17 protein-coding genes are annotated in these 20,695 nt (G+C 67.9%); 7 read left to right on the plus strand and 10 right to left on the minus strand.

Features of this window, described 5'->3' with window-relative positions; translation table 11 throughout:
* Positions 1 to 240 precede the first annotated feature (240 nt).
* On the plus strand, positions 241 to 3,363 hold the full coding sequence (locus VHR41_05095) for a DNA polymerase III subunit alpha (protein ID HEX3233548.1): 3,123 nt from the start codon (positions 241 to 243) through the stop codon (positions 3,361 to 3,363).
* On the opposite strand, the gene VHR41_05100 is transcribed toward VHR41_05095, so the two are convergent.
* Positions 3,257 to 3,748 (minus strand): LEA type 2 family protein, encoded by a 492-nt coding sequence (locus VHR41_05100; protein ID HEX3233549.1) that lies wholly within the window; start codon positions 3,746 to 3,748, stop codon positions 3,257 to 3,259. The two genes, VHR41_05095 and VHR41_05100, sit on opposite strands and share 107 nt — an antisense overlap.
* Here VHR41_05100 and VHR41_05105 point away from each other — a divergent pair.
* From VHR41_05105 to VHR41_05115, 3 genes are read left to right on the plus strand one after another with little or no spacing between them, the layout of a single operon-like run.
* Positions 3,747 to 4,925, plus strand: coding sequence for a PQQ-dependent sugar dehydrogenase (locus tag VHR41_05105; protein HEX3233550.1), 1,179 nt, complete (start codon positions 3,747 to 3,749; stop codon positions 4,923 to 4,925). The two genes, VHR41_05100 and VHR41_05105, sit on opposite strands and share 2 nt — an antisense overlap.
* A gap of 14 nt (positions 4,926 to 4,939) precedes the next feature.
* Positions 4,940 to 5,887, plus strand: a complete 948-nt coding sequence (locus VHR41_05110; protein HEX3233551.1) for a DUF72 domain-containing protein — start codon at positions 4,940 to 4,942, stop codon at positions 5,885 to 5,887.
* Positions 5,884 to 6,825 (plus strand): cation diffusion facilitator family transporter, encoded by a 942-nt coding sequence (locus VHR41_05115; protein HEX3233552.1) that lies wholly within the window; start codon positions 5,884 to 5,886, stop codon positions 6,823 to 6,825. Before VHR41_05110 ends, VHR41_05115 begins: the two co-directional genes overlap by 4 nt.
* A 19-nt stretch (positions 6,826 to 6,844) precedes the next feature.
* On the opposite strand, the gene VHR41_05120 is transcribed toward VHR41_05115, so the two are convergent.
* The 9 genes from VHR41_05120 to VHR41_05160 form a co-directional block, all read right to left on the minus strand.
* Positions 6,845 to 7,498 carry a cyclase family protein gene (locus VHR41_05120; GenBank protein HEX3233553.1) on the minus strand — a complete coding sequence of 218 codons (654 nt, stop codon included), beginning with the start codon at positions 7,496 to 7,498 and terminating at the stop codon, positions 6,845 to 6,847.
* 11 nt (positions 7,499 to 7,509) lie between these two features.
* On the minus strand, positions 7,510 to 8,721 hold the full coding sequence (locus tag VHR41_05125) for a 4-hydroxy-3-methylbut-2-enyl diphosphate reductase (GenBank protein ID HEX3233554.1): 1,212 nt from the start codon (positions 8,719 to 8,721) through the stop codon (positions 7,510 to 7,512).
* Between the two features lie 4 nt (positions 8,722 to 8,725).
* The gene (locus VHR41_05130; protein HEX3233555.1) at positions 8,726 to 9,271 is read right to left on the minus strand and encodes a hypothetical protein; all 546 of its coding nucleotides are present in this window, start codon (positions 9,269 to 9,271) and stop codon (positions 8,726 to 8,728) included.
* Positions 9,268 to 10,425, minus strand: a complete 1,158-nt coding sequence (locus tag VHR41_05135; protein ID HEX3233556.1) for a hypothetical protein — start codon at positions 10,423 to 10,425, stop codon at positions 9,268 to 9,270. The genes VHR41_05130 and VHR41_05135 overlap by 4 nt, the downstream gene beginning before the upstream one ends.
* Positions 10,407 to 10,862, minus strand: coding sequence for a helix-turn-helix domain-containing protein (locus tag VHR41_05140; protein HEX3233557.1), 456 nt, complete (start codon positions 10,860 to 10,862; stop codon positions 10,407 to 10,409). Before VHR41_05140 ends, VHR41_05135 begins: the two co-directional genes overlap by 19 nt.
* 225 nt (positions 10,863 to 11,087) lie before the next feature.
* Positions 11,088 to 13,676 carry a DEAD/DEAH box helicase gene (locus VHR41_05145; protein HEX3233558.1) on the minus strand — a complete coding sequence of 863 codons (2,589 nt, stop codon included), beginning with the start codon at positions 13,674 to 13,676 and terminating at the stop codon, positions 11,088 to 11,090.
* A gap of 25 nt (positions 13,677 to 13,701) precedes the next feature.
* Positions 13,702 to 16,749, minus strand: a complete 3,048-nt coding sequence (locus VHR41_05150; GenBank protein ID HEX3233559.1) for a BamA/TamA family outer membrane protein — start codon at positions 16,747 to 16,749, stop codon at positions 13,702 to 13,704.
* A 237-nt stretch (positions 16,750 to 16,986) separates the two neighbouring features.
* Positions 16,987 to 17,448, minus strand: a complete 462-nt coding sequence (locus VHR41_05155) for a hypothetical protein (protein HEX3233560.1) — start codon at positions 17,446 to 17,448, stop codon at positions 16,987 to 16,989.
* Positions 17,449 to 17,593: 145 nt separating this feature from the next.
* Complete coding sequence (locus VHR41_05160; GenBank protein ID HEX3233561.1) at positions 17,594 to 17,728, minus strand: hypothetical protein; 135 nt, start codon at positions 17,726 to 17,728, stop codon at positions 17,594 to 17,596.
* 373 nt (positions 17,729 to 18,101) lie between these two features.
* On the opposite strand from VHR41_05160, the gene fae reads away from it, so the two are divergent.
* The 3 genes from fae to VHR41_05175 all read left to right on the plus strand — a co-directional run bounded on the left by fae (position 18,102) and on the right by VHR41_05175 (position 20,695).
* Positions 18,102 to 18,665: a formaldehyde-activating enzyme gene (gene fae / locus VHR41_05165; GenBank protein HEX3233562.1), complete on the plus strand. Its 564-nt coding sequence runs from the start codon at positions 18,102 to 18,104 to the stop codon at positions 18,663 to 18,665.
* 107 nt (positions 18,666 to 18,772) lie between these two features.
* The gene (locus tag VHR41_05170; GenBank protein ID HEX3233563.1) at positions 18,773 to 19,645 is read left to right on the plus strand and encodes an NADP-dependent methylenetetrahydromethanopterin/methylenetetrahydrofolate dehydrogenase; all 873 of its coding nucleotides are present in this window, start codon (positions 18,773 to 18,775) and stop codon (positions 19,643 to 19,645) included.
* A gap of 3 nt (positions 19,646 to 19,648) precedes the next feature.
* Positions 19,649 to 20,695, plus strand: a complete 1,047-nt coding sequence (locus VHR41_05175; protein HEX3233564.1) for a DUF1464 family protein — start codon at positions 19,649 to 19,651, stop codon at positions 20,693 to 20,695.

Below are 20,695 nucleotides of genomic sequence, written 5' to 3' on the forward strand. Positions count from 1 at the left end.
GCAAGGTCCGTGGTCGTCCGTGCGAGGCGAGGGATGGCGATCTGAAACGTCCCGGTAAGTCGCGTCTCCAACGCGAGTTGCGGCCCATCCTGGAGCGGCCTCCCAGCGACGCCCCACGCGCTGAGCCCCTGCCCCAGGCGCTCGTCTCTCCGCATTCTGCACGCGCTTGACGCCCCCCTCCCCGGCCGTAGATTGAGATTCGGTATCCGAACAAAGGCCGAACCTCCGCCGCCGAGCCACGTGGTCCACCTCCACCTCCACACCCACTTCTCTTTCGGCATCGGCGTGTCGAGCCCGGAGACGCTCGCCACGGCGGCCGCGGAGCGCGGGTTCCAGGCGCTCGCCTGCACCGACACCAACGGGGTCTACGGCGCGGTCGAGTTCCAGCGCGCCTGTCTGGCCGCCGGCATTCGACCGATCCTCGGCGCGCATCTGGTCGCGGACGGGCAGGAGACGGTCGCCCTCGCCACCAGCCAGCGCGGCTGGGCCGCGCTCTGCCGGGCTGCCACCGCCATTCACTGGCGGGCCTCGCTCCCCGCCTTCTGTCTCTCCGCCCAGCTCGCCACCGACCGCGAGGGGCTCATTCTCATATCCCAGGACACCGCTTTCCTGGAGCGGGTCGTCCGGCTGAGCGGGCCGCGCGACCTCTACGCCGAGCTCCGCCCCGGCAAAGAGCGCCACGTGGTACTGGCCGCAGCGCGGCGGCTGGGGGTGCCGGCGGTGGTGACCAACGGGGTCGTCGCGGCACATCCGGAGGATTGGGGACGGCACCGGCTGCTCCGGGCCATCGCCCTCAACACCACGCTCTCCGCCCTCACCGCCGGCTCCGGCCAGGCCAGTGTGTCCGCCGACCTGGCGCCCCGCGAGGCGTGGCTCCGTCCAGCCGACGATCTCGCGCGGCTCTTCCCCGACTGTCCCGAGGCCGTGCGCGCCACCGACGCCATCGCCGAGCGCTGCGAGTATCAGATCCCCATAGGTCGCGTGGTGGCGCCGCGATTCGCCGACGCGGGCGACGCCCTCCAGCAGCTCCGCGCCCTTGCCTACGCCGGCGCCGAGCGCCGCTACGGCACCATCGCCCCGGTGACGCGGGACCGGCTGGAGCGCGAGCTCGGGATCATCGGGATGAAGGGGTTCGCCGACTATTTCTTGGTGGTGCGGGACATCGTCGCCAACGGCCCCACCCACTGCGGCCGTGGCTCCGTCGCCAACTCGATGGTGAGCTACTGTCTCGGCATCACTCACGTGGAGCCGCTGGGGGCCGGGCTCCTCTTCGAGCGCTTCCTCAACCCCGAGCGGAAGGACCCGCCCGACATCGACCTCGATTTCCCCTGGGACGAGCGCGACAAGGTCCTGGCCTACGTCTTCCGCCGCTATCCCCATCCCCAGGCGGCGATGGTGGCCAACCACAACTGCTTCCGTCTCCGCGGCGCGCTGCGTGAGGTGGCCAAGGTGCACGGCCGACCGGCGGGCGAGATCCGCGAGGTCACCCGTCGGATTCCAATTTTTGAGGACGTCTCGCTGGCGGAAACGCTGGAGACCCATCCCAACTTCAGGGCGCTCGACCTGCCGCCCGCCTGGCGGGAGTTCGCCCGCCTGGCGGAGCCGCTGGTAGGGACGCCGCGCCATCTCTCGGTGCATCCGGGCGGCGTGGTCATCGTGCCCAGCGCACTCACCGACTACGTCCCCACCGAGCCGGCGGTGAAGACCCTCGCGGTGGGTGGGGCAGCCGGCCCTGAGCAAAGCGAACGGGTCCCCGTCATCCAGTTCGAGAAGGATGGCGCCGAGGACGCGGGGCTGGTCAAGATCGACCTGCTGGGCAACCGCTCGCTCGCCGTCATCCGCGATGCCATCGACGCGGTGCACCGGCACACCGGCCGGCAGATCGACTACACCTCCAGCGACCCCGCGGATGACGAGCCCACCAAGGCGCTCTTCCGCACCGGCCGGACCATGGGCGTCTTCTACACCGAGTCACCCGCCTCGCGGATGCTCTGCGCCAAGAGCCGGGCCGACACGTTCGAGCTGCTGGTGCTCAATACCAGCATCATCCGGCCCGCCTCCAACCGCTTCATCCGGATCTATCTCGAGCGGCTGCACGGCGCGCCCTATGAGCCGCTCCACCCGGTGCTGCGCGATACCCTGGGCGACACCTTTGGCGTGATGGTCTACCAGGAGGACGTGGTCAACGTCTGCGCCGCCTTCGCTGGCATGCCGCTCGCCACGGCCGACGGGCTCCGCAAGTCGCTCTCCAAGAAACGTCCGGGCAAGCATCTCGGCGCCTATGCGGAGGAGTTCTTCACCGGCGCCCTGGCGCTGGGCCGCGACATCGAGACCATCAAGCGGGTGTGGGAGATGATCATGTCGTTCGCGGGGTACAGCTTCTGCAAGGGGCACTCCGCGTCCTACATCCAGGTGGCGCAGCACTCGTGTTACCTGCGGGCGCACTATCCCGCGGAGTTCATGGCGGCGGTGCTGGGGAACGGCGGCGGGTTCTATCACCCCTTCGTCTACGTGGCGGAGGGGATGCGGATGGGGCTCACGGTGCTGCCACCGGACGTGAACGCCAGCGAGTTCCGCTCGAGCGGGGAGGGTCGGGAGCTCAGGATCGGACTGCAGTTCGTGAAGGGGCTCTCGGCGGAGGGGGTGGAGCGGCTGCTGGCGGCACGGGAAAGTCGCCCGTTCAAGAGCCTGGTCGACCTCCGCGCCCGCACCGGCATCGCACCCGCGGACCTGCGTGCCCTCATCAAGGTGGGCGCGCTCGACTCGATCGCCGGCGGCTGGACCCGCCCAATGATGCTCTGGCTGGTGGATTCCATTGCGGACTGCGTCCAGAGCCCGGACGATCACCCGGGCGACTGGTTCGATCACCTGCCGCCGGCCGTGCCCGTGCTCAAGGAGTACGCCCCCGAGCGCCGGCGGCGGGAGGAGTTCGCCTCACTCGGCTTCATCACCGACGACCACCCGATGCGGCTCCACGCCGAGGAGCTCAAGCGCTTCCGGATCTGCCCCAGCACCGAGCTGCACCGCCACGTGGGCGAGCACGTGCTGGCGGCGGGGATGCTCACCACCGCCAAGCCGGTGCACACCGCCAAGGATGAGCCGATGGAGTTCGCCACCTTCGATGATGGGGATGGCCTGATCGAGACCGTGCTCTTCCCCCAGGTGTATCGTGAGCGGGGTCACGTGCTGTTCGATCAGGGGCCGTTCATCTTTCGGGGGAAGGTCGAGGAGGAGTTCGGCGCGGTCACCCTTACCGTCACTGATTTGGATCGACTGGACCGGATGCTCGTGAAGCTGTCTGCCCGAAGGTCATCTTACCTTCCTGGGCAAAGCGGATCTTCCGCTTCCCGAAAGGGGTCGTGAAGGTGGTCCGCCCGTGGACGGCGAAGGCGTGCGTCCCGATCCCTAAGATCCGGAGCTGGGCCGGACCGACCCCGGTGGAGCGATCCAGCGCCACGGCCAGGATCGAGGTCGCAAACTGGGGGAAGGAAACCGTGCTGTCGCTGGTCAGCCAGCCGACGGTCAGACCATCCAGCTGAAGCTGGAGCTCGACCCGGGCCGTGGCGATCGGGAAGTCGTTCGGATTGCGCACCGCCAGCGCCACCACTACCGGCATCTCCTCCGACGACTCGGCCGGCAGCCGCACCCGCGAGACCGATACCTCCGGGTCGTTGTAGACCCAGAGCCCGAGCGGAGTACAGGCCAGCGCCGGGACGACCCAGAGAATCGCTCGAAAGGAACCGGTCATGGCCCGCTCGCGTCCTCTCCTGATCCTGATCCTGTCGCTCCTCGGGCTCGCTCCTGCGAGTGCCTGCGGATCCGATTCAGACGGAACCGTCGGCCCGCCTGACGGGACCGCGGCGGTGGGCCTCGAGCCGGTGGCCACCGGTCTCAACAATCCACTTTATCTGACCGCGCCGCCAGGGGATACCAACCGACTGTTCATCGTGGAACAGGCCGGCACCATCCGGATCGTGAAGGGAGGGACCCTGCTGCCCGATCCTTTCCTGGATATCGCCGACCGGGTCTCGACCGGAGGCGAGCGGGGACTGTTCGCGCTGGCCTTCGACCCCGGGTACGCCTCGAACGGGCGCTTCGTCGTGCACTACACCGATAGTAACGGAAACACCCGGCTGTCAGTGTTCCACGTCTCCGCCGACCCGGACCGCGCCGACCCGGCCAGCGAAACGGTCGTGCTCACGGCGCAGCAGCCGTTCAGCAACCACAACGGTGGGCAGATCCTCTTCGGCCCCGACGGCTACCTGTACCTGGGCCTGGGTGACGGCGGGGGCGGCGGCGACCCCCAAGGGAACGGCCAGAAGCTCACCGACCGGCTCGCCGACATCCTCCGCCTCGACCTGAGCTCGGGCACGAGCGCGGTTGCGCCGGCCGACAACCCGTTCGTCGGCCGCGCCGGCGCGGAGCCCGGCGTCTGGAGCTACGGCCTCCGCAACCCGTGGCGGTTCAGCTTCGACCGCGCCACCGGAGACCTCTACATCGCCGACGTGGGAGAGAACGCCTGGGAGGAAGTGGACCTTGCCACCGCGGCGTCGGGTGCCGGCAAAGGCGTCAACTACGGATGGAACCTGATGGAAGGCCGTCACTGCTACGTCACCTCGCCCTGCGATACCACCGGGCTGGCCATGCCGGTGCTGGAATACGATCACGGGCAAGGCTGCTCCATCACCGGCGGCTATGTCTACCGGGGCGCTGCCATTCCCGCACTGCAGGGACATTATTTCTATGGCGACTACTGCGGCGGGTGGGTCCGGAGCTTCCGGATCGAGGATGGTCAGGCGGTCGATCAGGCGCAATGGCCCACGCTGGCTCCCGGGGGGCCGGTGCTGAGCTTCGGTGAGGACCAGGCGGGCGAGCTCTACGTGCTGAGCGGCAACGGCACCGTGCTCAGGATCGTCCCCCGTTGACCGATGAGGAGACGATGTCCGCGGCGGACCCCGCCCGCTCCCTGTCCGACGAGCTTCGGGCGCTGGCGTTCCGGATCCCGGCCGATGTCCGGTTCGGGGCCTCCTCCTGGAATTACCCCGGCTGGCGAAATCTGGTGTACCACCGGGAGTACGAGACGCGCGGCGCCTCCGCCCGCATGCTCAGCGAGTACGCCGCCTTCCCCCTCTTCCGCACGGTCGGAATCGACTCCAGCTTCTACGCGCCGCCGTTGGAGGCGACGTTCGAGGCCTACAACGAGCATCTGCCGGCCGGCTTCCCCTGTGTGAGCAAGGTCTGGAACCAGGTCACCGTCCACACCTTCAGCAAGGCGCAGGACAAGGCCCGGGCAGGGCAGCTCAATCCCGATTTCCTGAATCCCGAGGTATTTCTCGAGGCGGTCCACCAGCCCTACCGGCAGCACTTCGCCGATCACATGGGCCCCTTCGTCTTCGAGTTCCAGGCTATCGGCCGCGGCCCCGGCGGGCTCACCCCCGAGGCATTCGCCGCTCGGCTCGACGAGTTTTTCGATGCTCTACCGCGGGACGCCATGTTTGCGGTAGAGGTCCGGAACGAGGAGTTTCTGACTCCGATGTACTTCGCCGTCCTGCGGGAGCACGGCGTTGCCCATGTCTTCAACTCCTGGACCCGGATGCCCTCGATCGGCGATCAACTCGACCTTCCAGGCTCGGTGTCGGGCCCCTTCCTGATCGCCCGGGCGCTGCTCCGGCCCGGTCGGAGCTACGACGAGGCGGTGGATGTCTTTGCGCCCTACGATCGCATCCGGGAGCCCTACCCGCCCCTCAGGCGCGACCTGGCTCGGCTGGTGGAGACCGCGGTCCGGACCCGAATCCCGGCCTACCTCCTGGTGAACAACCGGGCCGAAGGGAGCGCGCCACTCACCATCGCCGAGGTGGCGAGACTGCTGCCGGAGCCGGCCAGGTGATCCAGCAACCCAGGTTGGTGCGCTACGCCGCCCTCTCGGTAGTGGCGGCCCTGCTGACCATCGCTCTCAAAGGCGGCGCGTATCTTGTCACCGGTTCAGTGGGTCTCCTGTCCGACGCGCTGGAGTCGCTGGTCAACCTGGTGGCTGCGGTGGTGGCGCTCTTCGCGCTCTCGGTGGCGGCCCGGCCGGCCGACGAGGATCACGCCTACGGCCACACCAAGGCGGAATATTTCTCCTCGGCCTTCGAGGGGGCCCTCATCCTGCTGGCCTCCGCCAGCATCGTGGTCGCCGCGTACGAGCGTCTGCTCTCCCCGCGGCCGATCGAGACGCCCGGCCTGGGACTCGCAATCTCCACTTTCGCCACGATCATCAATTTTGGCGTGGCGCGGGTGCTGTTCCGGGCGGGGCGGCGGTATCAGTCGATCACGCTCGAGGCCGACGCCCATCATCTGATCGCGGACGTCTGGACCTCGATGGGCGTGGTGGTGGGCGTGGGCGCGGCGGCGCTCACCGGCTGGCACCGGCTCGACGCGGTGGTGGCGATCCTGGTCGCGGTGAACGTGATGCGGCTGGGCGTGTCGCTCTTGCGTCGCTCGATGATGGGGCTGCTCGACACCGGTCTGCCGGAGGACATTCGCGGCAAGATCACCGCCATCCTCGAGGCCCGCTCGGCCGAAGGCGTTCGCTACCACGCGCTCCGCACCCGCCAGGCCGGAGCCCGGCGGTTCATCGCCTTCCACATCCTGGTGCCGGGTCAGTGGAGCGTGCAGCGAGGGCACGATCTGCTGGAGGAGATCGAGGAAGAGGTCCGCGCCGCGGTGCCCAACAGCAGCGTGGACACCCACCTCGAGCCGATCGAGGATCCGGTGTCCTGGGCCGATTTGCCGCTCGAACGGACGGAGGGGACGGTGGACAAGGAAGGAGCGCCGGAAGGCTGACTCCAGCGCCGCCCTGTCCTCAGACCACCGCGAACGCCCGCACCGGCCAGCTCCCGAACCCTGCGACCTTGGGCGGCACAGCCGAGAACTGAAAGCCGCGGTCCGGCAGCGCCCCCAGCTTGCAGAGATGCTCGACGATGGGAATCTCGGCCCCCAGCAGGGTGGAGTGGACCGGCCGCGCCTGGTCACCGATGTCGTCGATATTGAGCGAGTCGATGCCCACCAGCGCCGCACCCTGGCCCACCAGGTACTCCGCCGCCGCTGCGGTGAGAAACGGGTTGTTGGCCAGATAGCCCGGCGTGCCCCACCGGGCATCCCAGCCGGTTCGCACCAGCACCGCCTTGCCCCGGATCTCCCGCCCATCGAACGCGGTCCAGTCGACCGCGCGGGATCCGTCGGCCGGCCCCTGAATGAGCACGGCCTCGAGATTGGCCAGGGAGTCCAACCGGAGGCCGGCGATGTCCTTGCCCCCCGCATAGCGATGAAACGGCGCGTCGATGTAGGTACCGGTGTTGGCCACCATCTCGATCTTGCCGATCTGGAACTCGACGCCCTCCGCATAGCGGCCGTGCGAGTCTGTCCGGCTCAGGTAGTCGCAGATGATCGGCCCGGGCAGCCCCGGGTAGGTCACCATGCCATGTTCGATGGTGTGGCTGAGATCGAGCAAGGTCATCGGAGCGACCGTCAGGCGGTCACCGAGCGGAGCTGCTCCACCACCCCCGCGAGCTCGCAGACCCGGGCGATCGTCTCCCCGATCTTGTTGTTGGGCGTCGAGGCTCCGGCGGTCACCCCGATGATCCGTCCCCCGGAAAGCCAGTCGTCCGCCTGCTCCTCGCGCTTGGTGCCGATCGGCTGGTGCCGGATCGTACCGCTGGCGGTGTCGACGCAGGCGGCGTCCTCGATGTGAAAGGTGCGGACCCCCTTCGACTGCACCAACGCCGCGAGGTGACAGGTATTGCTCGAGTTGTACCCGCCGACCACCAGCATCACATCGAGCGGCTCCTCCAGCAGCGCCACCACGGCGTCCTGCCGCTCCTGCGTCGCCGAGCAGATAGTGTCGAACGAACGGAAATGCTCGGCGAGTGCGGCGGCGCCGTAGCGTCGTTCGATGCTCTGGCGGATCTCCGCCGCGATCGCCAGCGATTCCCCCGACAGCATCGTCGTCTGGTTGGCGATCCCCACCCGAATCAGGTCGCGCGCGAAATCAAAGCCAGGGGAAACGCTCCGCGCGAAGCGGTCGGCCAGCGCGTCGGCGTCGCCCCCGTGCTCGATGAACTCGCAGACGATCCGCGCTTCCTCCATGTTGAGCACCACGAGATACCGGCCCCCGGGATACCGCATCACCTGGCTGGCCGTGGCCTTGGTCTCCTCGTGATAGTGCTTGCCATGGATGATGGCGGTGAAGCCGTCCCGGGCGTAGCTGTCCACCCGCTTCCAGACATTGAGCACCGAGCCGCAGGTGGTGTCCACCAGGACGCACCCGATCTGGCGGAGCCGCTCGAAGTCGGCGATGGTCACGCCGAAGGCCGGCAGGATCACCACGTCCTCCGCACCGATGGAAGAGAAGTCGAACTCGCCGGCCTCGCCGCGGGCCAGGAAGTTCACCCCCATGTCATGCAGCTTTTGGTTGACATGCGGATTGTGGATGATCTCGCCGATCAGGTACAGCGTCCGGTCGGGAAACTTGAGGCGGGCCTCGTAGGCGTAGTCCACCGCCCGGTCCACCCCGTAGCAGAAGCCGAACTCCCGCGCCAGCCGGAAGGTCAGCGGGCCGACTTCCAGCCGGTACTGCCGCCGGCGCAGGGCCTCCACCACGGCGCTGTGGTAGTCCGCGGTGAGCTGGACCTCGATCTCGGACTTGAGGCCGAAGCCCCGGCGGAAGTAGGTGCTCTCCATGGCTCTAATGTATACCCGCGCTGGTATCGGGGTGCGTCGGCCGGGGCGCGCATCCACTGCTCGCTGGACGCGGCGTCAGATCCCGGAACGTGCCCTGGACCGTGAGCCGGGCGTAGTCGGTCACCGAGAGGGCGAACGCCTCCAGGTGGCCGGAATACCTCCCCTCCGGCGACCGCTCCAGCACCACCGCTCCACTCTCCGCCTTGAATCCCCGGATCGAGGTCTGCGCGAACCAACGGAGCGCCACCGCCGCCGCGGGCGGAGACGTATCTGCCACCTCCGGGCGCAACACACGGTAGCGCCCCGGCCCAGGCGCGCCCTTGGGATAAATCGCGACCCCAATCCCGGTGTCCCCTCTGATCCCCCGGATCTCCAGCAACCCCAGCGTGTCGCACCACTCGGCGGTCGCGGGCGCGTCGACCCTTCCGGAGTCGGAGCCGGTCCATCGCACCGTGATCCGAGGCCCCTGGGCCATCGGCTGTCGGCCGCAGCCGAGGAGGGTCGCGAGCCCCAGCGCGGCGGCCACCAGGCCGACCCGGTCGCGGCTCATCGCGGTGCCCGGAGGACCAGATCGAACCGGACCTTGCGATGGGTGTCGGGGGAGATTGGATGACTCAGGTCGAAGCGAAGCGCCCCGTTGAAGAGCGACAGCCCCACTCCGCCGCCGACCAGCGCGCGGGTGGAGAAGAGGTCGCCTGCGCTCGCGGCCTGGCCCGCATCCAGGAATGCCACCGGCCGGAACCGGCCCTTCAACGGCGCGATGTCGAGCTGTGCCGACCAGAAAGCGGAACCCCGTCGCTCGCCATAATCGAAGCCCCGCACTGTGGCGAGGCCGCCCAGCCGGAAGAGCGACTGCGTGATCGTCGGCTGAGTCGCGACGCCGGCCTTCACTCCCAGGGTCACGCCCCGGCGTCCGCCCACCGCGTGGCGCAGCTCGCCGTAGAGCCGCCCGGTCGAGCGTCCCTCGCCCCCGATCACGTCCGCGGCGACACTCCAGCGAATCGCTCCGGTCCCGGTGACGCGGCCCCAGGCGCTGCCGAAGGTCCCCTGGTCGACAGCCGGATTGGGCGGGAAGAGGCCCGAGCCGCCCAGGAAATCGTTCACCGCCGATCTGGCTGTCCGACCCACGCTCGTCTCCCGCTCCACCCTGAGGCCAAGATCGAAATCGAGCCCGAGGGCGAGCGGTGTCTCGAAGCCCAGCGAGCCTCCCTGGACCAGAGAGTAGTCGCCATTGTCGTGCGCGGCGAACAGCGCGTTGAGTGTGTTCCCTATCCCGTGCCCTTGCGCGAACGGATCGAGGTCTCCGATCTCACGGTATCCGCTCACGGCTACCCGGCCCCCGCCAGGAGCGTCGCGGAGGAGCGTGAGCCGCCCGGTGACCCGGTCATCGCTCAGCCCGTAGCGGATCGTGCCATAGAGACCAGTGAAGCGAAGGCCGGGAACTCGGACCTGGTACCCGATCCCGAGCGAGAGGCCTTGAACCCGGTCGTAGCGCAGCACGTCAGCCAGGCGCTCGTAGGCAATCCCGTGCGCCCGCTCGTCGCTCAGGGTATCGGTCAGCAGCGAATCTCCCGTCCGGCCGCGCGCCCTGGGACGCTCCGCGAGCCGCTGGACGGGGGCTGTGGTGTTGGGAGAGGTAGTATCGGGAGGGGGGGACTGGGAGACGGCGAGTGACAGGCAAAGGCTCAGGATGTTTGCGCCCATTTGCTCCGGCCGTCTCGATGGAGCCCGTATGCCTTGAGTCGACGCCAGAGAGTGGTCCGGCTGATGCCCAGATGCCTGGCCGTCTCGGCGAGCTTCCAGTTGTTCGCGTCCAGCGTCTTGACGATAGCCTCCTTTTCCCGGGCCGCCAACGTGGTGGGCCCCTCCACGCCGGGAATGAACATCGCCTCGCCCAGCTCCAGACCGCCGACCCGAAGTGGCCGGAGTCGCCCGCCCAGTGCCGCCAGCCGGGGCTGGAGATCAGGCGCGTTCTCGGCCAGGTCCATTCCGGTGAGCGCCTCCCGGGCGGGCTGGTTGGCATAGAGCAGCCGACCGTCGACATCGAAGACGATCACGCCTTCGCTAAACCCGTCGAGGAGGGCTTTGGCAAGCGGAGAGAAGACCGAGGGTAGCGAGTTGAGCGGCAATGTATCTGGCATAGCTCGAATTACGGTCGCATAGAACGGCGGGTTTCAGAGGGGGACGCGACCGGATTGGTCGGTCGCTACGTCCTAATCCACTGTCCCGCCATACCTTGAACTCATTTTGGGGTCCGGAAACCGAGCCGCTCGGGCGACGGCGGGGATGAGGAACCCTGCTCTCTTCTAGACGCACACCAGCCGCAGGGGTGCACAGTGGAGCGTCGCTGGCGCGCTGCGGGGTAGCTAGCGCCGTCGTTTCGGACTTGGGCGGCGCCGGGGGGAGCCCCGCGGACCCCGGCCGGCGCGCTCGTCCTCGTTCCGTTCCGCCTTCGGCCCGCGCCGGAGGAGCTCCAGGAGAGCGGGAAGCGAGTCTGCCAGGAGCGGCGCGTGCCCGCCTCTTTGAATCGCGAAGCGGAGTGGCCGGTCCAGCGGTGGGATCTCGTCGGCGCGGAGCCGCCTCGCCTGGCCCTCGCGCAGGCGGACCCGGGCGATTCCTTCCCCGTCGACCACCTCGTAGTCGAGCGGCGCCGCATCGCCGCGGAGGCGGATGCTTGATGGCATCGCCTCCAGGCGCGCGCGCACGTCGCTCTCGACCAGCGCGGAGGGATCCAGCGCGACGCGGGTGCGCAGGAACTGCTCCCAACTGTCGACGGAGTCGAGCTGGGCCCGGACCCGCTGGCGCAGGGCGCTGGGAGCGATCGACGAGAGGGCGCCACCCGATCTGCGCCAGAGCTCGTTCAGCTCGTCGACTGCTCGGCGGAGACGCTGCTGGTCCGGATGGGTCGTCTCGCCCGTCAGGAGCGCCTCAGTGAGCGCGTCTCTCGCCACGGCACGAAGCGCCTCGGGAACCTCACCGGTGACCGGCTCCACCTCGGTGTCCAGCTGAAAGCCGAAATACGTTCGCCGCCGCTCCAACGAGAGTCCCTGGTGTTTGCGCGGCCCCCTCAGGACCACCTTTGGCGGGCCGAGCGAGGCGTACTGCCTGACCAGATCGTAGGAGAGGGTAGTGCCCTCGATCCCCGCGCGCGGAATGCCGAACCGGTCGGCAAAGAATCGCAGATTACCGGCGACAGCGCCCCAGCTTCCCGCCACCGAGGTCTTGGAGACGCGAGCCTCCTGGCCGTCGGCGGTGTGCTCGTCGATCACCAGATCGAACGGCATGATCCGGGCGAGCAGATCGGCCCACAGCTTTCTGAGCTCCTTGGAGGCGTACGGCAACTGCTTGGGCAGCGGCTGCTCCAGGGAGCGGTAGACCGACGCGACACCAAGCGCCGTGTCCTCGATCGCCTTCACCAGCACGCCACGGCGCTCGGCCCACTCGGCCAGCCCGTCCTCGAACAGGTGCCGGGGCAGGCCATACACCAGGCCCACGTATCCGTGCTGGTTGACGGCTTCCGCGTACAGATTGTACGCCGTGAGATGGTCGCTGCCGCTCACGACGACGCCGTGCAGGTCGCGTTCTTCCCGGGTCATCCGGTGCAGCGAGTCGATGTTGGAGCACACGGCCACGATCGGCACTAGCGCTTCATCCGCATGCACCAGGAGCTCGCCCCAGGCGCGCTCCACCGGCAGCGCCTCCACTTCCCGACCGTACGGGGTGAGGCGGCCTTCCTCGACCAGGCCTCTGCTCGTGAGCATGCCGAGCGCGCGGCGGTAACTGGTGCGGTCCAGCGGGACCGGGAGGTCGAGGTCCGCCGCATCCACGCCCAAGGCGGCGCAGGTGATCGCCACCCGCTCGGCGTCTCCCGCCAGCTGGAACTCGGGTGGCGTCGGCCGGAGCTGCTCGAAGACGAGGTCCCGGTCACTGAGGATGACGACCTCGCCGTTCGGCACCCGGCCGTGCACCCGGCCGGCCATCTGGAGGATCTCGTTGGATCCCAGATAGAGCCGGTGCAGCACATTGCGACCCCGCTCCACCACGTTGCCGTAGCGCGCGTCGTAGATGACGACCGTGTCGAGCCCCCGGACGTTCAATGCCGACTGCCCCGCGGCGGTCATCGCCAGCAGGAACGGCCGTTCCACCTCTCCTTCCAGAAACGGGCGGATCACTCGAATCGGCTCGCCCCCGTGATAGAACGCTGTGGTGAGGCGCTTCCATTGCTCGCCCAGTCCCTGGGCCAGCCGCTCCACCTCCGCCCGGGTCGGGACGAACACGGCCACGCCCCGCCGCTCCTTGATCACGTGCCTGATGTAGCGCTCGTTGAGGAACTCGTCCGGCGTCTGCGGCAGTACCTGCACGTTGGCCCGGCGCGCCGGGTCGAATGCCTCGGTCACCAGCACCTCGGCGCTCTCCAGATACCGGGCGTAGAACGCGGGGTCGACGGTGGCACTGAGCCAGATGAAGCGGCATCCGGCACGCTTGCCCAGCGCGAGGCACAGCTCCAGTTCGGCCGAGGTCTGGTGGATCTCGTCGGCGATGATGGTATCGCGCCCGGTGATGAGATCGTCCTGGAACCAGCGACGCGCGATGCCGGTGGTAACGATGACCACGTTCCAGGTGGGCGTCTCCGGTGTGGCCTCGCGCTCCCGGTTGACCACGCCGACCTTGAGCGGCTCGCCCAGGATCGCTTCGGCGATGGGCCGGATGCCCAGCGTCTTGCCGGTGCCGGTGCCCGCGACGATCCCGAACCCCTGGCTCGACCCGGCGAGCTCGCGCATCTCCTGGCCGTGCTCGCGCTCCATGAGGGTGTCGAGGCGCAGACCGAGGGCCAGCTCGATGGTCTCGCAGGCGGCCCGGGTGGGCGCTATGACGATGACCCGCCCGGTCGGATGGGGGGCGTGTCGAAAGGCGTCGGGATCAGGCGGGAGATGATGGTCGCGGGCGGGATGCATGGCGGAAGATAGCTACCACCGTGCATCAAAATCCCGGTTGGAAGTTGAACTCCCAGACCCAATGCTTATCGGGCCGCTGGAACGGGTGGACCAGGTCGGCTTCGATCACGGCGAAGCCGAAGAGATTGAAGCGAAGCCCAGCCCCGGCACTGAAGACGGCCTTTCGATCGCCGCCGGTCAGACTCGGCTCGTTGTTGGTATCCCAGGCCAGGCCGCCGTCACCGAAGAGCGTGAAATCGAGTGGAAGCGCGCCGTAGTAGCCCGAACCGACACCCAGCACACCCAGCAGCGGGAACCGGAGCTCGAGATTGCCCACCACCATTCTGCTGCCGAGCAGCTGGTCGAACGCCGGGCAGGCGTTGGGCTGGTCGGCCGGAGGATGACACTCGGAGGCGTCGAAGGAGCCCAGTTGGTAGCCGTGGACCAGACCGCTGTACCCGAGGAAGAGCGGCTGGAGCCGGGGGTCCTCCCCGCCCGAGCCGTACCGTCCGTAGTGCAGAATCCTCCCGGCGATCGTAAATGGACGCGCGGGCATGAAGTAGTGGCGATAGTCCGCCAGCACGCCGAGATAATCGATCGATCCGACCGTCGGGCTCAGCTCCAGCCGGTAACGCTGCCCGAGGATGGGGCCGGTGGCCCCGAAGAACGAGTTGTCGTAGACCAGCGCCAGGCTGGCCATGCCCAGATTGAGCGCGCTGCCGGCCGGCAGATCTTCCTTCTGGTCCAGAATCTTGTCCCCGTTGAGCCCGAAGCCGATGGTGCGGAGCTCCTGGTCGAACGAGATGTTGCTGTAGCCGGCCGAGAAATCCAGGCGCTGCACCTCGTTGAAGGGATAGGACACGAGCCCCTGGATGTCCCGGTTGGTCTGTCGAAGGCGGAGCTCCTGCTCCACGAACACCGGCTCCCCGTTCAGGGTGGTGGTCCCGCTGGCGAACGCTCCAGTGGTATAGGGGACCTGGTCGACAACCGCCGCCCAGTTGATCCGGTGGCTCATGTTCTGGTACGCCACCAGCGCGGTCACGTCCTTGAGTCCGCCATTCACCTGGAGCGCGGTGGCGAGGTTGTGGTTTCCCAGCATGTCACTGAAGTACAGCGCCGCCCCGCCGCCGATGTAAGTGCCGAACTCGCTGGTGCCGACGCCCAGGCTGGGCTGGCCGACGTAGGTGAGCGCGAGCGCCGGATGGTACGGCTGGGTGGCAAACTCCTCGGCGCTCGCGGGGAGGCCAGTGGTCGGGTCGCTCAGGACCCGTTGCACCAGCGACTTCGATCGGTCCTGCGGCGGGAGCACCTGCGCGTTCCGCTGCGGCGGCCGTGTCATGGCGGCGCCCGCGAGTACCGCCGCGCTGTCGATCGCGTACACCTCGTAGCCATTGGTCCGAAACACGCTGTAGACCAGCCGACCAGTGCGTTGCGCCACGGACATGGCGGGGCTGGTCTCGGTGATCCCGCTCGCCCCCGTAAACAGATCGGTGATCCGGCGGAGCTCTCCGTCGGCCAGACGAACCCGGTAGATGTTGCTCACGCCGTCGGGATCGGAGATGAAGTAGAGGCTGCCCCCGTCCGGCGACCAGTGCGGGTCCAGGTGCTTCGCGCCTTCGAAGCCGGGGACCGCGGTGATGTGTCCGGTCGAGGGGTCGATCAGGGCGAGCCCATACGGTCCGATGGCCAGGTCGTCCAGCTTGGTGGTGAATCGGTCGGTCGCGAACGCGATGGTCTTTCCGTCCGGCGACCAGGCCGGCTGCAGCTCCGCGAACTGATCGGTGGTGAGGCGAGTCAGCTTGTTGTCCTGCAGATCATAGATGAACAGGTCCGTGAGACCGCCGGAGAGCCCCGAGAAGACGACCGCCCGCCCGTCGGGAGAGAGGCTGGGGTTGAGGATCTCCCCCAACTGGGGCAGGCGCACCTCACGCTCGATCCTGCCCCGCGCCACATCATAGAGATCCAGCACCGGCCGGCCGGCGGAGAGCCCCGCAAACACGAAACGACTCCCGTCGGCAGACCAGCTTCCCGCCGACTGGATGAACTGCAGGCTCTGCAGGTGGGGATCGAGCGCGGTCCGGGTGATCTGCCGCTCCACCTTGCCGGTCTCGGCATTGGCCAGGTAGAGATCGATGGAGAAGAGTCCTCGGTCGGAGAAGAACATCATCTGCTTGCCGTCCGGGCTGACCGACGGCGACACATTGTACTGTCCCGCCTCTTCGCGGACCCCGATCAGGCGGGGGCCGTACGTCCCCGGCGCCTGGGTCGTGGCCTCCAGCGGATCGTAGGCGGCGTGGGTCGCTTCGTGCCAGCGAGCCACGAGCTGATCGGGCGTGAGGTTGAGGACGCCTCGGATCGCCTGATCGATGTTGCGCATCCGTCCGGCCTGCTGGAGCAGATCGCCGATCCGCTCGTCTCCCCATTCCCCGCCGACATACGCCAGCAGCGCCTGTCCGTAGCGATAGGGGAAGTAGCGCGGATCGTCGAGCTGGCGATACGAGGGCAGGCTGTCCTTCACACTGTCCTGAACCCCGCCCCGCATCCACATCGCCGTCAGCGGCGCGGAAGGCCCGAGCGAGAGATACTCGGCCATCCCCTCGATGAACCAGAGGGGGAGCTCGGTGGCGGCGGGCTGCCGGCCGCGCGCGTTGGGATTGCCCGAGCCGGTGATGTCGTATTGGAACGCGTGGACCAGCTCGTGGCCGATCACATGATTCAGGTCGTCGAGGGTGCCCCCGGTGGGAAGCACGATCCTCCGGCGAAGCCCCTCGGTGACCCCGCCGGTACCCTCACCCAGTCCCTCCACCACGTTGGTCTGCTGGAACTGCGACTGGGTGGCGTAGAGTATCAGCGGCTGGCGGCCCCGGAGCGGATGATGGAAAACGGTGCTCAGGCGGGTGTACCAGCGCTCGGCCATGCGTCCCGCGACCGAGGCGGCGTCTCGCTCCGAGGGATAGAAGTAGATGTCGAAGTGCGCGGTCCGCAGCACCTTGAAGTCGAAGCTTTCGTACTGGACCTTGTTGCGGCCGAAGTACTGGGCTTGCGCGGAGGGCGTGGCTGACGAGGCAAGAACGCCGGCGAGAAGCCAGGTCACAGCCCTGCAGCCGGCGCGAGATAGGTTCATAGCTCCAGCATATCCGTGAATGCCTCGGAGCAACTCCTGCTCTCGGGGCAAGTCCTCCTGCAGTCATCTATGTGCCGGGCCTCGCCGCCGCTGTGATCCGGCACACAGAGGCCGATAGCACAAATATCCCCGCGGGGTGCGGGGATATCTGCTGCTGGAACGGGCCTGGATCTGGGAGATCGGGCGCCGGATCGGCGCATGGACAGGTCAGTCGTCCCAGTCGTGACGGTCGTGCTGGCGGTCATGGTCCCGGTCGTAACGGTCGCCATCATACCGGTCGTCCATCCTGGACTCGCGGTAGTAGCGGCCGCCGCGCTCGTACACCACCACCGGCCGCAGTCCGGGGCGATCGAGACTCCGATCGAAGTAGCGTCCATCGATGTAGTAGAGCGTCACCGGGCGATAGCCGAACCGGCTCCAGTGTCCATATCGGTGATGCCGGACGCGCTCGACTACGATGACTCGCGGCGCGACGACCACGCGGCGGACCGGCACGCGCCGGTAGACGACCGGCTGGCGGCCATAGGTCGAATAGCCATTGCCGATGAACACGCGACTTGCGACCGGACCAGTTCGGAGAACGATGTCTGCCTGGACCTGCTGGGCGTTGGCCGGCCCCGCGAGAAGGAGGGCGGTGAGCAGCGAGCCGGCGGCGATGCTGGTTCTCATAAAGGCCTCGGTTGGGAGCGGGTTGCCTGCCGCCGCCCGAAATGCGAGCCTCATGCCAGCGCGTAAGTCGTTGGGAGAATTGGTTCGGCACCAGATCGCCGAGCCCAACGCGTCCTGCTTAGGGACGCCTGCCATCCGGTTCAGGTCACCGGCCCAGCGCTGGCGCTGCGGCCTCGGCGCGCTCCGCCGCCTGGGCATCCTCCCACTCGCAGACGACGTGAAACGCGGTCTCCCGGTCGAGCGCGAAGGCGCGCATGAGATAGGGAATGGCGCCGTACATGTTGCTGCGGCCGGATGCCCTGAGGCGCTTAAGAAAAGGAAAGAAGCGGGCGGCAGGACTTCGCCGCTCCCGGGGCGTCGGATGGGGGAGGGCCGCTTTGCGTCGCGTTAACTGCCTGTTCATAATGAGCTTAGATCTCGGCTGAGCACTCCCGAATATAACCCGAACAAAATTTGCCGGCAAGCCGTTCGGCCCGCCAACGGAGCGGCAACCTGCTCCTTGACACCGAAATCGGCGGGGTCCATACTATTGGCCTCTACGCAGGACCTGCGTTGCCCAGAAGAGCTACCCGCGTACGTTGCGGGACCGCGTGGCTTCGCTCTCTTCCACGTCGCTCCGGTGCCGGCTCACTCTTCGTCACATCGAGCAGCGTATGCTTCGCGAAATCCTCTCGTTCCTCACCAAATCGCACATGGAGGCAGGTATGGCCGCGGATTTCTTTATCGGTGAATCGCTCGTTGGTGACGGCAACGAGATCGCCCACATCGATCTCATCATCGGGTCGAAGGCCGGGCCGGCTGGCGCCGCCTTCGTGAACGCGCTCTCCACCAACACGGACGGCTTCAATCACCTGCTCGCCGTAGTGACCCCGAACCTCCCGGCCAAACCCGATACGCTGCTCTTCAACAAGGTGACCATCAAGGGCGCCAAGCAGGCGGTGCAGATGTTCGGTCCGGCGCAGGCCGCGGTCGCGCGCGCGGTGATGGACTCGGTCAACGAAGGAGTCATCTCGAAGCAGCAGGCCAGCGATTACTGCGTCCTGGTGGGCGTGTTCATCCACTGGCAGGCGGAAGACGACAAGAAGATCTACTCCTTCAACTACACCGCCACCAAGGAGTCGATCGCCCGGGCACTGCAGAACAAGCCGTCGGTGGACGAGGTCCTGCAGAAGTACAAGGCTGCCCGTCATCCGTTCGCCAGCGGCGCTGAGGGCTGATCGTACAGTCCCGCTGTATCGTGGATCAGCGAGGGGCGGCCCGCGTTGGGGGCGCCCCTCGTCTTTTCCTGGACCCTTGACGCCCCTCACGGGAGAAACTTCGGCCGATGCGCAAGCTCCTGCTGCAGCTCGACAGCTCCCGCTTGCCGAGCGTCTTCGACCAGGTGGTGGCCTACGACGCGGGTGCGGACGCCGTCATGAGCTACGGAGGCGTCACCGAAGGTGACGTCCGCGACCTCATTCATGGCTGCATCTTCACCCGAGGTCCCAAGGACCTGCACAACACGGCGGTCTGGATCGGCGGCAGCAACATGTCTGCCGGCGAACAGCTGCTGGCCATCGCCCAGGACTCGCTGTTCGGCGACTTCAAGGTGTCGATCATGCTCGACTCCAATGGATCCAACACCACGGCGGTGGCGGCAGTGGTGAAGATCGAGGAGACGGTGGGCGAGGTGCGGGGCAAGCGCGTCGTCATCATCGCGGGCACCGGTCCGGTAGGACAGCGCGCTGCCGGACTCCTCGCCAAGGGAGGCGCCGAGGTGGTGATCACGTCGCGCAAGCCGGAACAGGGCGAACGGGCCCGCCGCTCCATCGGCGAGCGGTTCGATGTTCCGGTGGAGGCGGTCACCATGGCCGACGCCTCGCATGCGGCCGAGGTGCTGGACGGCGCCCATATCCTGCTCAACTCGGGCCCCGCGGGCGTCACCATGGTCCCCAAAGCAGCCTGGGCCCGCCGGTCGGGGCTCGAGGTGGCAGTCGACCTCAACGCGGTGCCGCCACTCGGCATCGAAGGCGTGGAGGTGAACGACGAGGGAATCGAACGGGAGGGCATCACCGTGTTCGGCGCCTTCGGGGTGGGAAACTTCAAGACCAAGCTGCACAAGGCCTGTATCGTCCGGCTGTTCGAGCGCAACGACCTGGTTCTGGATGCCGAGGCGATTGCGGATGTCGCTCGGGGGCTGAGCATGCAGAAGCGCTGACCGATGCCGCGCGTCGTCGGGGTCGATCCGGGAACGGTGAGCCTCGACCTGTGCGGCCTGGAGGACGGTCGGCTGATCCTGGATGCGACCTGGCCCACCGCGGAGGCGCTGGCCGAGCCCCGGCGATTGCTCGAGCGTCTGGTGGCGGCGGGTCCGCTGGACCTGGTCCTGGGGCCATCGGGCTACGGTCTCCCGCTTCGCCGCGCTGCCGAAGCTACCGAGGAGGAGCTGCGGCTGGCGTTCCTGGCGGCGCCGGAGGATCCCGGTGGGATCGGCGGGCTGCGCAACCTGGTACGCATTCTCGGTAGCTCGGGGCTGCCGGTCGTTTTGGGGCCCGGTGTCATTCACCTCGACACCGTTCCCCGTCACCGCAAGCTCAACCGGGTGGACCTCGGGACGGCCGACAAGCTTTGCGCCGCGGCGCTCGCCATTCAGGACCAGGCGGTCCGCCGGGACCGACAGGTAGACCAGGTCTCCCTCATCCTCCTGGAAATGGGAGGTGCCTTCACGGCCGGAGTTTCGGTCCAAGCAGGCAGAGTCGTGGATGGCTTGGGCGGAACGGCCGGACCGATCGGATGGCAGGCGCCAGGTGCATGGGATGGGGAGGTGGCATTCCTGGCCGGCGAGGTGACCAAAGCCGCGCTCTTCCGTGGCGGCGTGACCTCGGTGCTGGAGCGCGGCCCCGCCGATCAGGAGCAGGCCCTTCAGGCGTACGTGGAAGGCGCGATCAAGGCGGTGCATCAACTTCGGGTGTCGACGCCGGAGGCCGACGAGATTCTGATCTCCGGGCGCATGGCCGCGGACCCCGCCATCCGCGCCCGGCTCGAAGAAGGCGTCGCGGGAATCGGGCCGGTCCGGCTGCTGCACGGATTCGCCCAAGTGGCCAAGCAGGGGGCCCAGGGCGCCGCGCTCATTGCGGACGGGCTGGCCGGTGGCGCGCACCAGGCGCTGGTGGAGCGACTGAGGATTCGGGAGGCGATGGGAACCGTGCTGGATCACCTCTACGTCATCGATCCGGACCACGCGCGCCGGCGGCTCGGTCTCGCCTAA

This window comes from Gemmatimonadales bacterium, from assembly GCA_036265815.1.
In the GTDB taxonomy this organism is placed as follows: domain Bacteria; phylum Gemmatimonadota; class Gemmatimonadetes; order Gemmatimonadales; family GWC2-71-9; genus CAVVWJ01.